This window comes from Pseudomonas sp. MF6747, from assembly GCF_963890955.1.
GTDB lineage: Bacteria > Pseudomonadota > Gammaproteobacteria > Pseudomonadales > Pseudomonadaceae > Aquipseudomonas.
Genome location: NZ_CAWPSZ010000019.1, coordinates 51,756 through 65,055, shown reverse-complemented (window position 1 = coordinate 65,055; position 13,300 = coordinate 51,756). Strand labels below are relative to the sequence as shown.

The 13,300-nt window shown below is 63.1% G+C and carries 8 protein-coding genes; 1 reads left to right on the top strand and 7 read right to left on the bottom strand.

Going from position 1 to position 13,300, the window contains the following annotated elements:
• Positions 1-322: 322 nt before the first annotated feature.
• The 7 genes from AACW30_RS18115 to AACW30_RS18085 all read right to left on the bottom strand — a co-directional run bounded on the left by AACW30_RS18115 (position 323) and on the right by AACW30_RS18085 (position 7,777).
• Positions 323-1,963: a BatD family protein gene (locus AACW30_RS18115; RefSeq protein WP_119739929.1), complete on the bottom strand. Its 1,641-nt coding sequence runs from the start codon at positions 1,961-1,963 to the stop codon at positions 323-325.
• The gene (locus AACW30_RS18110; protein ID WP_179608381.1) at positions 1,960-3,699 is read right to left on the bottom strand and encodes a tetratricopeptide repeat protein; all 1,740 of its coding nucleotides are present in this window, start codon (positions 3,697-3,699) and stop codon (positions 1,960-1,962) included. Before AACW30_RS18110 ends, AACW30_RS18115 begins: the two co-directional genes overlap by 4 nt.
• On the bottom strand, positions 3,696-4,784 hold the full coding sequence (locus AACW30_RS18105) for a vWA domain-containing protein (protein ID WP_106580491.1): 1,089 nt from the start codon (positions 4,782-4,784) through the stop codon (positions 3,696-3,698). The genes AACW30_RS18110 and AACW30_RS18105 overlap by 4 nt, the downstream gene beginning before the upstream one ends.
• Positions 4,777-5,271: a DUF4381 domain-containing protein gene (locus tag AACW30_RS18100; protein WP_119739933.1), complete on the bottom strand. Its 495-nt coding sequence runs from the start codon at positions 5,269-5,271 to the stop codon at positions 4,777-4,779. The genes AACW30_RS18105 and AACW30_RS18100 overlap by 8 nt, the downstream gene beginning before the upstream one ends.
• Positions 5,268-6,200, bottom strand: a complete 933-nt coding sequence (locus AACW30_RS18095; RefSeq protein ID WP_106580489.1) for a DUF58 domain-containing protein — start codon at positions 6,198-6,200, stop codon at positions 5,268-5,270. The genes AACW30_RS18100 and AACW30_RS18095 overlap by 4 nt, the downstream gene beginning before the upstream one ends.
• Positions 6,201-6,205: 5 nt before the next feature.
• The gene (locus tag AACW30_RS18090; RefSeq protein ID WP_003174327.1) at positions 6,206-7,165 is read right to left on the bottom strand and encodes an AAA family ATPase; all 960 of its coding nucleotides are present in this window, start codon (positions 7,163-7,165) and stop codon (positions 6,206-6,208) included.
• A 258-nt stretch (positions 7,166-7,423) separates the two neighbouring features.
• Positions 7,424-7,777, bottom strand: coding sequence for a hypothetical protein (locus tag AACW30_RS18085; RefSeq protein WP_200625550.1), 354 nt, complete (start codon positions 7,775-7,777; stop codon positions 7,424-7,426).
• 480 nt (positions 7,778-8,257) lie between these two features.
• Between AACW30_RS18085 and AACW30_RS18080 the strand changes: the two genes are divergently transcribed.
• The gene (locus AACW30_RS18080; protein WP_119739935.1) at positions 8,258-13,126 is read left to right on the top strand and encodes an NAD-glutamate dehydrogenase; all 4,869 of its coding nucleotides are present in this window, start codon (positions 8,258-8,260) and stop codon (positions 13,124-13,126) included.
• Positions 13,127-13,300 lie beyond the last annotated feature (174 nt).

Genomic DNA, 13,300 nt, shown 5'->3' with positions numbered 1-13,300 from the left:
GCACCTCGCTTAGGCTCGGTGTGCCCTCACTCCGGCTTGAATCCGTGGGCCGCCGCGACGGGCCATCCATGGCCCAACGCGGCTAACCCGGCGTCCTGCCGGGTTACCCACGGATTCAAGCCTGCGTGAGGGCACACCGAGCCTAGGCGAGGTGCCGAGTGGTGGGGCAAGAGCCCTTTGGTTACTTTGGGGCTTTTCCAAAGTGACCCGCTGTAAGAGCGGAACCGATATCAGCCATCACCCAAATAACGGATATACACCCAGCGACCCCGCGCCAACCACTGTCCAGACAGTATGGGTAAATACACCGCCCACCCAGGGCCTACTTGGGATACAACGGAGGCAAGCTGGTGGTATCCGTCGCCGGGTCTTGCTCTCGCTCGGCAACCGGGATGGCCTTGACCGCACGCCAAAGGTCTTCACCCAACCAGAAATGACCACTTTCGCTGTAGAGCGCACCATTCAACCCGTCCAGCGCATCGGACAACGGCACAAACCGCGCCGCCATGTCGGCCAAGGTCTCCGGCTGTTGCCGCGCCCAGGCATCCAGCGCCTGACGCGTGGCCTGTGGGTCGTTGGCCTGAGTGGCGCGCTTGAGGTCGTCGAGCAGTGAGCGCGGGCTCGGACCCGTCTGAGCGGCCCGTTGCACGGCCGGTTGCCGACGCGCACGCCACCACAGGCCGAAGCCCAGCAGCGTGGTGCAGGCAAAGATCAACGTGCTGAGCTGCCACAGCCACAGGCGGTCATCGTCTGGTGCGGTGATCACGGTCGGCGTGGCGGGGGTGTCGACCACCAGGCTCGGGTTGGTCGCCACTTGCAGCGTGCGGGCAGGCAGGCTGGTGCGTTCGAGGTGATCCTCGTGGGTGTTCCACCACACCACCTCGACGGCAGGCAGTTCGATGGCGCCGGCGCGGGTCGGCACCAGGGCTTCGCGGTCTTCGCGGCTGGCGGTCAGGCCGTGGTCGTTGTTCTGGTTGCCCAGCACCGGCTGGTCGGGGTAGCGGCGCAGGCCATTGATGTCGGTGCTGGGCAGGGCAGGCAGTTGCGCGCTGGACAACCCTTCGGCCTTGACCGTGAGGCTGCGGGTCAGCGAGTCGCCGACTTGCACGTGCTCGGGCTCGGGGTTCCAGGCTTGCGTCAGGCTGAGGCTGCGGGCCGGTATCCACGGCGCGTCGGCCGGGTACAGCGCCGGCTTGGGTTTGACCGTCAGCGCAATTTCGGCTGAGCTGACGTGAATCAGCTTGCCCGGCTTGGTGCCCTGCAGCGTGTTTTCCTGCGGCGGGCGCGATTCCACCAGCGTGGCGCTGAAGGTCTGCGCCGGAATCACCAAGGCGCCGCTGTGCTGCGGGTAGATCGCATAGCGGGTTTCGATCACGCCATGGCGAATGCTGTTGATGACTTTTTCATAGGTGCGCGACTCGCCCAATTGCTCGATGCGCGCATCGGGAATCTGCAACGGCGTGAGGCTGCTGTCGTCGTACAGCGACACCGAGTGGTACACGCGCACGGTCAGCAGCGCCTGGGCCTGGACGTACACGCTGCTCTGGTCGAGGTTGGCTTCGATGAACACCGGGGCCAGCTCGGCGCTGGTGTTCTGGCTTGCGGTTTCGACCACTTGCAGGCTGATCGGCTGGGTCTTGAGCTCGCCCACTTGCAGCGGCGGAATCACCACGGTGCCGTTTTCCTTGGGCAGCAGGGTGATGATCCAGCGCGTGGTGGCGTGATTGTCGCCGCCCAGGGTGGTCAGTTGGTTGATCTGGCGAGTGCCGCTGACCTCAAACTGCGCATCCAGGGGCGCCAGGTCCGGCTTGCCGAATTGGGTGACGTCGCTGGACTCGACTGTCAGCTCCACCGTTTCCCCGGAATTGAGGCGGCTGCGGTCGACGCTGGCGACCAGGTTCGCCGCCTGGGCGTGGCCTGCCGTTAACGCGAGCAGGAGCAGAAGGGTGGTGCGGCGGCTCATCGAGTCTTGTCCTGATGTTGTTGCTGTTCGTACCAGAATTTGCGCCGCAGCAGTTCGCCGGGGTTGTCCGGGATCTCCCGAAGCCATTGCTCCAGGGCCTGGCGATGCTCGCCGTCGATGCTGGCATCGGCGGGGCGCAGCGGCGGGGTGGTGGTGTGTTCGTCGCCCAGTTCGCTGCCCGGTACGTCGTTGCCGCCAGCTTTGGGCGTGCCACCGGTCTGGGTATCGCCGGTGCCGGCCTCGCCCTGACCTTGGGGCGACTGTTCTCCACCCGTGGCACTTTGCCCGCTCGTGCCCGGTTGCGCAGTTTGGCCGGGTTGGGTGGTTTCGTCATCTTCCTTTTTTTGCGGCTTGGCGGGCTCGGGCTGGGCCTTTTCCTGGATCAGCGCTTCGACCAGCGCTTTGTTTTTCAGCGCCGGTTGCAGGTCGGGTTGGGCTTCCAGCGCCTGTTCGTAGGCGTCAATCGCGGCTTCCAGTTCGCCGGACTTGGCCAGGGCATTGCCGCGGTTGTAGTGGGAATAGGCGTCATTGCTCAGCGCAAAACGCTTGATCGCCTCGGCGTAATTACCCGCCTCGTACAGGGCAACGCCCTGCCATTGCGGGTTTTCGAAGTGTTCGGCGGCTTCGGCCGGGCGTTTTTTCTTCAGCAGGTATTGGCCCTGTTGGTCGGGACGCAGCCACAGGTCCTGAAAATCGAAGGCATAGCTGGGCTGCGGCGCGCCCATTAACAGCAACGGCAGGCAGAACAGCCAGCCGCGGCGCCCGGCGCAGGCCGCGAGCAACAACAGTGGCAGCAGCAGCCAGTAACCCTGATCGGCCCAGGTGTCGAGGTGCAATAACTGGCCGTCGTTGCGCAGGGTCTGCGGGCCGTCGAGCAAGTTGAGTTGGCGCAGGTCCTTGTCGTCCAGGCGCGCGGCGCGGTAGCGGCCGCCCATTTCGCTGGCAAACGCCTTGAGGGTCGGGCTGTCGAGGCGCGGCACCAGAATCGCGCCCTGGTCGTCCTTGAGGAACTCGCCGCTCTCCTGGGTCACTGGCGTGCCTTCGCGGCTGCCGATGCCGAGGATCGACAACGTCGGCGCCTGCGCCCCTTGCAGCTGCAGCCGAATGCCCTGGCGTTCCTGCTTGGACAGCGATGAGCCCACCAACAACAGGCGCCCTTGGCCGAGGCCGCCCTGCTTGAGCAAACCCAGGGCTTTCTCCACGGCGAGGTCGGCGCGATGGCCGGGCTCGGGCATGATCGAGGGGCGCAGGGCTTCGAGCAGGTTGCGGCTGGTGCCCAAGTCATCCGACAGCGGCACCAGCGTGTGGGCGCTGCCGGCATACACGACGATGGCGGTCGGTGCATCGGCGCGTGCTTGCAGCAAGTCATACAGCTTGCGCCGGGCTTGTTCGAGGCGATTGGGCGGGCTGTCGGTGGCGAGCATTTCCGGGGTCAATTCCAGCAACACCACCAGCGGGTCGGCGGGTTTCTGGCTGGACTGTTCAACCCGTTGCCAGCTGGGGCCAAGCAACGCCAACACGGCCAGCAGCCAGGCGATGCCCAGCACCACCCACGGCGATTTGCTCTCGCGGCCATTGCCGCCACTGAGCAGTACCGCATGAAATGCCGGCGGCAAAATTATCTGCCAGCGCCCGGCGCGCTTTTGCCGATGCCACAGCTGCCACAGCAGCCAGCCGAGCAACGGCAACAGCAACACCCACCAAGGGCGGAACCAGTGCGGCCAGAGGTCGATCATCGACGCCTCCGCAAACGCAGGCGTTTGAGGCGTTGGCGCCATTCAGGGTGCTGTTGCAGGAAATTGCCCTTGGTCGAGAGTTTATGCAGGGCGCGTTGCAGCGCGTTGTTGGGCCAGCGTTCCTGGATCACCAGCAACATGCTCAGAACCAGCGCAAGGGCCAATGGCGCGCTGTACAGCGCCTGGGCCGGACGCGCCTGGGTCGGTTGCTGGGCAACGGGCTCAAGTTGGTCGAGGGTTTGCTTGATCTTGAGCAACTCGTCGCCGTCGCGGGCGCGGAAATAGCGGCCACCGGTGGCGTCGGCGATGGCCTTCAACGCGGGCTCGTCGAGGTCCAGGCTCGGGTTGACGCCCAGAATGCCCAGGGAACCGGTTTGCGCCGGATCGGCGCCAATGCCGATCGGGTAAATCTTCACGCCTTCTTCAGCGGCCAGGCGCGCGGCGGTCAGCGGGTCGATCTGCCCGGCGTTATTGGCGCCGTCGGTGACCAGAATCAGCACGCGGCTTTGCGCCGGGCGCTGGCGCAGGCGTTTCAGGGCCAGGCCGATCGCGTCGCCGATGGCGGTGTTTTTGCCGGCGATACCGATGCGCGCTTCGTCGAGCCAGGTGCGCACGGTGCGCCGGTCAAAGGTCAGCGGTGCCTGCAGGTAGGCCTGGCTGCCAAACAGGATCAGGCCGACGCGGTCGCCTTCACGGCTTTCAAGGAAGTCGCCGAGCAGGTGTTGCACCAGGCTCAAGCGGCTGACGTCCTCGTCCTGCCAGTGCATGTCGGGGAAGTCCATCGAACCGGACACGTCCACCGCCACCAGCAGGTCGCGGCCGCTGGCGGCAATCGGCAGCGGCTCGCCGAGCCATTCCGGGCGCGCGGCGGCGGTCAACAGCAGCAACCACATCACCACAAACGGCGCCTGCTGGCGCCAGCCGGGCAGGTTGACGCGTGCGCGACGACGGGCCAGGCCTTCGAGGTCGGCGAGGTAGCTGACTTTTAACGCCGGCTCACCGCTGTCGGCCACCGGCAAGACAAGCCGCATCAACCAGGGCAATGGCAGCAGGGCGAAGATCCACGGCCAGGCGAACTCAAACATGTTTGCGAATCCAGGTGTCGACGGCTTGAGTCAGGCCGGCGATGGCCTTGTCGTCGAGTTTGCATTCGGGTTTGTAAGCGCCTTCTACCAGGACCATCCAGCGCGTGAGGCCGGCAGCCGGGCAGCGGTTGTCGAGGAACGCCAGCCATTTGCGGCCATTGAGGGTGTGGCTCTGGCTGTAGGGGTAATCGTTGCGGCACAGGCGCTTGAGCAGGCCGTTGAGTTGCTGCAGCCAGGCACCGGCGGGCGCGCCGTCGTAGGGTTTGGGCATCAACGCCAGCTCGGCGAGGGCGGCGATGCGCAGTGGGTCCAGCGGTTGTTCGGCGCGGGCCACCGGGCGGCGCTTGGGCAGGAAACGGCGCAGCGACCATAGCCCCCAGCCAAGCAGCGGAATCACCAGCAGCAACAGCCACCACCCTGGCGCAGGCGGCCAGAATCCGATTGCCGGCGGGGCGATCAAAGGTTGCAGTTGGTCGAGGCTGCTCATTGCTTTTTAACCGGGCGTTGCGGGTTGAGGTATTCGCGCAGTTGCTCGACCATTTCGCTTTGCGTGCTCAACGGCATCAGCAGGATTCGCAGCTTTTGCGCCAGCAGCTCCCAACGCGCGATGCGGGCTTCGGCCTGGGCTTTGTAGGCCTGGCGCAAGTCGAAGTTCAGCGTGTCGAGTTCCAGTTGTGCGCCCCGCTCGGCAAAACGTAACAGCCCGGCGGCGGGCAGGGCGTGGTCCAGCGGGTCTGAAATCGGCAACAGCAGCAGGTCGCAGTGCCGAGACAGCAGGCTGAGTTGTTGCTCTGCGCCTTCGGTCAGCGCGCGCTCGTCGCAGATCACAATCACCAGGCTGCCTGGGCGCAGCACTTCGCGGCCACGGCGCAGCGCCATGCCCAACGCGTCGGCTTCGGGGCGGCTCTCGGTGTTGAGGCTCTGGTTGACGCGCACCAGGCGGTTGAGCAGTTGCAACAAGCTTTGTTTGCTGCGCCGAGGTTTGATTTCGTAGTGTTCGTTGTCGCCAAACACCAGCCCGCCGACGCGGTCGTTATGGCCCAGCGCTGCCCAGCCAATCAGGCTGGCGGCTTGCGCGGCGAGCACTGACTTGAACATTTGGCCAGAGCCGAAAAACAGCCGGCAACTTTGCTCAACCATGATGAAAATCGGGCGTTCGCGCTCTTCGTGGAACAGTTTGGTGTGCGGCTCCTGGGTGCGCGCCGTGACGCGCCAGTCGATGGTGCGCACGTCGTCGCCGGCCTGGTACACGCGCACCTGGTCGAAGTCGACGCCACGCCCACGCAGCTTGGAATGGTGCAGGCCGATCAGCGGGCTGCGCTGGCTCGGCGTAGAAAACAGCTGCACTTCGCGCACGCGGTGGCGCATCTCAATCAATTCGCTGAGTGTGACGCGGATGCCATCGCCTGCGTTCATGGGGTTCAAGCGACGGCAACGACGTCGAGAATGCGTTGCACCACACGGTCCTGGTCGATGCCGGCCGCTTCCGCTTCGAACGACAGGATAATGCGATGGCGCAGCACGTCGAACAGCACCGCCTGGATGTCCTCCGGGCTCACAAAGTCGCGCCCGGCCAGCCAGGCGTGGGCACGCGCGCAACGGTCGAGGGCGATGGAGCCACGTGGGCTGGCGCCGTAGGCGATCCACTCGGCCATCTCCGGGTCGAACTTGGCCGGGGTGCGGGTGGCCATGACCAGTTGCACCAGGTATTCCTCCACCGCGTCGGCCATGTACAGGCCGAGGATTTCCTTGCGCGCCGCGAAGATCGCCTGCTGACTGACGCGGCGCTCGGGTTTGGTTTCACCGTTGAGGGCTTCGCCGCGGGCTTGTTGCAGGATGCGCCGTTCGACGGCGGCGTCCGGGAAGCCGATCTTGACGTGCATCAGGAAACGGTCGAGCTGGGCTTCGGGCAGTGGGTAGGTGCCTTCCTGCTCGATGGGGTTTTGCGTGGCCATCACCAGAAACAGCGGCGACAGGTCGTACGTGCTGCGGCCCACGCTGACCTGGCGCTCGGCCATGGCCTCGAGCAATGCCGACTGCACCTTGGCCGGCGCGCGGTTGATTTCGTCCGCCAGCACCAGGTTGTGAAAGATCGGCCCCTGCTGGAACACGAAACTGCCGGTTTCCGGGCGATAGATCTCGGTGCCTGTGATGTCGGCGGGCAGCAGGTCGGGGGTGAACTGGATACGATGGAACTGCGCTTCGATGCCTTCAGCCAACTCTTTGATGGCCTTGGTCTTGGCCAGGCCCGGTGCGCCTTCGACGAGCATGTGGCCGTCGGCCAGCAGGGCGATCAGCAGGCGATCAATGAGTTTTTCCTGGCCGAGAATCTGCGTAGAAAGAAAAGTTCGCAGCGCGAGCAGCGCTTCACGATGTTCCATCGATGACGGTTCCTGGAGAGATGAGGCCGGGCGTTGATAAAAACGCCGGGCCTGGGGCGCTTACTTTAATGCATCGAGGGGGGTGGCGACTAACGGCGTGACGGGTATTTTTGGCAAATCTTGTAGGAAATTTGTATGGGAACGGCGGCAATGTAGGAGGGGGCTTGCCCCCGATAGCGGTGGATCAGTTTATACATCTGTGACTGATCGACTGCTATCGGGGGCAACCCCCCTCCCATATTTGATCGTTGGTGCAGCTTAGATTCGTGTGAACGTACCAGTGCCCTTAAGAATGTTCTGCAAGGTTTCCTCAACTTCAGCCAAATCCGACGCGGCGGTGCTGTGGAGAATTTCCAGATGATCCTTGCCCCCCAGCGCATCGGCATCGCCTGCAGCCAACTCCACCCGCAACGTCGTGTTGCTCAGCGTGACTTTCAGGCCATCCAGGGCCGACGGCTCGTAATCCCAGGTCAGTTCTACTTCCTCTTCATCCGGGTAACGGGTGAGCATGAACATCTCGCCGTTTTTGCCGTGGCAGCAGAGCATGGCCATGTTGTCTTCTTCTTCGTCGCACGGGGTGGCCATCAGTGCGTCAGTGTTCAGTTGCAGCATGGGAAATCCTGTCTGGGGGAGGGCGCAGCGCGCCAATTGTGCCATCGCCGCGAATTTTGTGCTGCATCGTGTGTCAGACCCAGTGCATGACCTGACGGGCAATACCAGTCATTTTCGGTACTCGAAGGCTTGAAAACAGGCGGTTTTTCTTCGGAAAAACCCGGGTTGCTCAAGTCGCAACCCCAAGCCTGCGTACCGATGACCGAATATGTCGCAGCGTCGCAAGCAGCTGTCTTCCTACACTCGTTAAGCTGCGCAACGGATGTGCCCTGTGCCGGGAGTCTGACCTGCCCGTCGTACCGTCGCCCTGCACGATGTACATCTTATGGAAGTTGTATGTGACCTCATTGTCTTGTCCAGCTTCACCCACCTGTCACTCTGAATTCGTTACTGTAGACCGCGAACAGAGCTGACGGTCTCCCCGCAAGGGGATAACACGCGACGCTTCCATCAATAACAAGCCCAAGCGGAGTACCACAGATGGCGTTCTTCACCGCAGCCAGCAAGGCCGACTTCCAGCATCAACTGCAAGCGGCACTGGCGCAGCACATCAGTGAACAGGCACTGCCACAAGTGGCGCTGTTTGCTGAACAATTTTTCGGCATCATTTCCCTGGACGAACTGACCCAGCGTCGCCTTTCCGACCTGGCCGGTTGCACCTTGTCTGCCTGGCGCCTGCTTGAGCGCTTTGATCACACCCAACCACAGGTGCGGGTCTACAACCCCGATTACGAACGTCATGGCTGGCAATCGACGCACACCGCGGTCGAAGTGCTGCACCATGACTTGCCCTTCCTGGTCGACTCGGTGCGTACCGAGCTGAACCGTCGTGGCTACAGCATTCACACCCTGCAAACCACCGTGCTCAGCGTGCGCCGTGGCAACAAGGGCGAGTTGCTGGAAATCCTGCCTAAAGGCACCCAGGGCGAAGGCATTCAGCAAGAATCGCTGATGTACCTGGAAATCGACCGCTGCGCCAATGCCGCCGAACTCAACGTGCTGAGCAAAGAGCTTGAGCAGGTGCTGGGTGAAGTGCGCGTGGCCGTGGCTGATTTCGAACCGATGAAAGCCAAGGTCCAGGACCTGCTGGCCGGTATTGACGCCAGCCAGTTCAGCATCGACGGCGAAGAAAAAGCCGAGATCAAGAACTTCCTCGAATGGCTGGTGGGCAACCACTTCACCTTCCTGGGCTATGAAGAGTTCGTGGTACGTGACGAGGCGGACGGCGGTCATATCGAATATGACGCCAATTCCTTCCTCGGTCTGACCAAGCTGCTGCGTGCCGGCCTCACCGCCGAAGACCTGCGCATCGAAGACTACGCCGTGGCCTACCTGCGTGAACCGACCGTGCTGTCGTTCGCCAAGGCCGCGCACCCAAGCCGCGTGCATCGCCCGGCGTACCCGGACTACGTGTCGATCCGCGAGATCGACGCTGACGGCAAGGTCATCAAGGAACACCGCTTCATGGGCCTCTACACCTCCTCGGTGTACGGCGAAAGCGTGCGAGTGATTCCGTACATCCGTCGCAAGGTCGCGGAAATCGAACGCCGTTCGGGTTTCCAACCCAAGGCTCACCTGGGCAAAGAGCTTGCTCAAGTGGTTGAAGTGCTGCCGCGTGACGACCTGTTCCAGACCCCGGTCGACGAACTGTTCAGCACCGTGATGTCGATCGTGCAGATCCAGGAACGCAACAAGATCCGCGTGTTCCTGCGCAAAGACCCGTACGGCCGTTTCTGCTACTGCCTGGCCTACGTGCCGCGCGACATCTATTCCACCGAAGTGCGCCAGAAGATCCAGCAAGTGCTGATGGATCGCTTGAAAGCCTCGGACTGCGAATTCTGGACCTTCTTCTCCGAGTCCGTGCTGGCCCGCGTACAGCTGATTCTGCGGGTTGACCCCAAGAACCGCCTGGACATCGACCCGCTGCAACTGGAAAAAGAAGTGGTGCAAGCCTGCCGCAGCTGGCAGGACGACTACTCCAGCCTTGTGGTCGAAAGCTTCGGCGAAGCCCAGGGCACCAACGTGCTGGCGGACTTCCCGAAAGGCTTCCCGGCCGGCTACCGCGAGCGTTTTGCCGCGCATTCGGCCGTGGTCGACATGCAGCACCTGAACAGCCTGACCGAAGCCAACCCGCTGGTGATGAGCTTCTACCAGCCGCTGGGCCAGGTCTCCGGCCAGCGCGAGCTGCATTGCAAGCTCTACCACGCTGACACGCCGCTGGCACTGTCCGACGTGCTGCCGATCCTGGAAAACCTTGGCCTGCGCGTGCTGGGTGAATTCCCGTACCGCCTGCGCCATGCCAATGGCCGCGAGTTCTGGATTCACGATTTCGCCTTTATCGCCGCCGAAGGCGTGAACCTCGATATCCAGCAACTCAACGACACCCTGCAGGACGCGTTTGTGCACATCGTGCACGGCGATGCCGAAAACGATGCGTTCAACCGCCTGGTACTGACTGCCGGCCTGCCATGGCGCGACGTGGCGCTGCTGCGTGCCTATGCGCGTTACTTGAAGCAGATCCGCCTGGGCTTCGACCTGGGTTACATCGCCAGCACCCTGAATAACCACACCGACATCGCCCGCGAGTTGACCCGGTTGTTCAAGACGCGCTTCTACCTGGCGCGCAAGCTCACCGCCGATGACCTGGAAGACAAGCAGCAACGCCTTGAACAAGCGATCCTCACTGCCCTGGACGACGTTCAGGTGCTCAACGAAGACCGCATCCTGCGTCGCTACCTGGACCTGATCAAGGCCACCCTGCGGACCAACTTCTACCAGACCGACGCCAACGGCCAGAACAAGTCGTACTTCAGCTTCAAGTTCGACCCGCGCGCGATTCCTGAGCTGCCCAAGCCGGTGCCGAAGTTTGAAATCTTCGTGTACTCGCCGCGTGTTGAAGGCGTGCACCTGCGCTTTGGCAACGTGGCACGTGGCGGCCTGCGCTGGTCCGACCGTGAAGAAGACTTCCGTACCGAAGTGCTCGGCCTGGTAAAAGCCCAGCAAGTGAAAAACTCGGTGATCGTGCCCGTGGGCGCGAAGGGCGGCTTCCTGCCGCGTCGCCTGCCATTGGGCGGCACCCGCGACGAAATCGCGGCCGAGGGCATCGCCTGCTACCGCATCTTCATCTCGGGCCTGTTGGACATCACCGACAACCTGAAAGACGGCGCCCTGGTGCCGCCGGCCAACGTCGTGCGTCATGACGACGATGACCCGTACCTGGTCGTGGCAGCGGACAAGGGCACTGCGACCTTCTCCGACATCGCCAACGGCATCGCCATCGACTACGGCTTCTGGCTGGGCGACGCGTTCGCTTCCGGTGGTTCGGCCGGTTACGACCACAAGAAAATGGGCATCACCGCCAAGGGCGCGTGGGTGGGTGTGCAGCGTCACTTCCGTGAGCGCGGCATCAACGTGCAGGAAGATAGCATCACGGTGGTCGGCGTCGGCGACATGGCCGGTGACGTGTTCGGTAACGGCTTGCTCATGTCCGACAAGCTGCAACTGGTCGCGGCCTTCAACCACCTGCACATCTTCATCGATCCAAACCCGAACCCGGCGACCAGCTTCGTCGAGCGCAAGCGTTTGTTCGAGCTGCCGCGTTCGGCCTGGACCGACTACGACACCAGCATCATGTCCGAAGGCGGCGGTATCTTCTCGCGCAGCGCGAAAAGCATTGCCATCTCGCCACAGATGAAAGAACGCTTCGACATCCAGGCCGACAAGCTGACCCCGACCGAGCTGCTGAACGCCTTGCTCAAGGCGCCGGTAGACCTGTTGTGGAACGGCGGCATCGGCACTTACGTCAAGGCCAGCACCGAAAGCCATGCCGACGTGGGCGACAAGGCCAACGACGCCTTGCGTGTCAACGGCAACGAGCTGCGCTGCAAAGTAGTGGGCGAGGGCGGCAACCTCGGCATGACCCAACTGGGCCGTGTGGAATTCGGCCTCAATGGCGGCGGTTCCAACACCGACTTCATCGACAACGCCGGTGGCGTGGACTGCTCCGACCACGAAGTGAACATCAAGATCCTGCTCAACGAAGTGGTGCAGGCCGGTGACATGACCGACAAGCAGCGCAACCAGCTGCTGGCGAGCATGACCGACGAAGTCGGCAACCTGGTGTTGGGCAACAACTACAAGCAGACCCAGGCCCTGTCCCTGGCTGCGCGCCGTGCCTACGAGCGTGCTGCCGAGTACAAGCGTCTGATGAGCGACCTGGAAGGCCGTGGCAAGCTGGACCGCGCCATCGAGTACCTGCCGACCGAGGAGCAGCTCACCGAGCGCGCCTCCAACGGCAAGGGCCTGACCCGTCCGGAGCTGTCGGTGTTGATCTCCTACAGCAAGATCGACCTCAAGGAAGCCCTGCTCAAGTCGCTGGTACCGGATGACGACTACCTGACCCGTGACATGGAGACCGCGTTCCCGCCGAGCCTGGTCGCCAAGTTCGGCGAAGCCATGCGTCGCCACCGCCTCAAGCGCGAGATCGTCAGCACCCAGATCGCCAACGACCTGGTCAACCACATGGGCATCACCTTCGTGCAACGGCTCAAAGAGTCGACCGGCATGAGCCCGGCGAACGTGGCCGGTGCCTACGTGATCGTGCGTGACATTTTCCATCTCCCGCACTGGTTCCGTCAGATCGAAGCCCTGGACCACCAGGTTTCCGCTGACGTGCAACTGGAGTTGATGGACGAGCTGATGCGTCTGGGCCGCCGTGCCACGCGCTGGTTCCTGCGCAGCCGTCGCAACGAGCAGGATGCTGGCCGTGACACCGCGCACTTCGGTCCGCACCTGGCCGCGTTGGGCCTCAAGCTCGACGAACTGCTGGAAGGCCCGACCCGTGAAGGCTGGCAGAACCGCTACCAGGCCTACACCGAAGCGGGTGTGCCAGAGTTGTTGGCGCGCATGGTTGCAGGCACGACTCACCTGTACACCCTGCTGCCAATCATCGAAGCCGCCGACGTGACCGGGCATGACGCCGCCGAAGTGGCCAAGGCCTACTTCGCCGTCGGCAGCGCCCTGGACTTGCCATGGTACCTGCAGCAGATCAGCGATCTGCCGGTGGCCAACAACTGGCAGGCCGCGGCCCGCGAAGCCTTCCGCGATGACGTGGACTGGCAGCAACGCGCGATCACCATCGCTGTTCTGCAAATGGCCGACGCGCCACACGACATGGAAGCCCGTGTGGCCCTGTGGCTTGAGCAGCATCAGGACATGGCTGATCGCTGGCGCGCCATGATGGTGGAAATTCGTGCTGCGGTCGGCACGGACTACGCCATGTATGCAGTCGCCAACCGTGAACTGCTGGACCTGGCGTTGAGCGGTCAGTCGGTGCTGCAACCGGCTTGATCCTGCGGTAAAACAAAAGCCCCCGTCTCGTGAGAGACGGGGGCTTTTTGTTTCGCCACGATTGACCAAACACCCTTGGCCACACGTGGGGGCGGCTTGCCTGCGATGGCGGTCTTTCAGTGAAAGATGTGCAAACTGACCCACCGCTATCGCAGGCAAGCCAGCTCCTACGAT

Bases quoted from the DNA above. Each gene is read 5' to 3' on its own strand.
- AACW30_RS18110 (WP_179608381.1), bottom strand. From the start codon at position 3,699: ATGATCGACCTCTGGCCGCACTGGTTCCGCCCTTGGTGGGTGTTGCTG.
- AACW30_RS18080 (WP_119739935.1), top strand. From the start codon at position 8,258: ATGGCGTTCTTCACCGCAGCCAGCAAGGCCGACTTCCAGCATCAACTG.
- AACW30_RS18095 (WP_106580489.1), bottom strand. From the start codon at position 6,200: ATGAACGCAGGCGATGGCATCCGCGTCACACTCAGCGAATTGATTGAG.
- AACW30_RS18105 (WP_106580491.1), bottom strand. From the start codon at position 4,784: ATGTTTGAGTTCGCCTGGCCGTGGATCTTCGCCCTGCTGCCATTGCCC.
- AACW30_RS18100 (WP_119739933.1), bottom strand. From the start codon at position 5,271: ATGAGCAGCCTCGACCAACTGCAACCTTTGATCGCCCCGCCGGCAATC.
- AACW30_RS18090 (WP_003174327.1), bottom strand. From the start codon at position 7,165: ATGGAACATCGTGAAGCGCTGCTCGCGCTGCGAACTTTTCTTTCTACG.
- AACW30_RS18115 (WP_119739929.1), bottom strand. From the start codon at position 1,963: ATGAGCCGCCGCACCACCCTTCTGCTCCTGCTCGCGTTAACGGCAGGC.
- AACW30_RS18085 (WP_200625550.1), bottom strand. From the start codon at position 7,777: ATGCTGCAACTGAACACTGACGCACTGATGGCCACCCCGTGCGACGAA.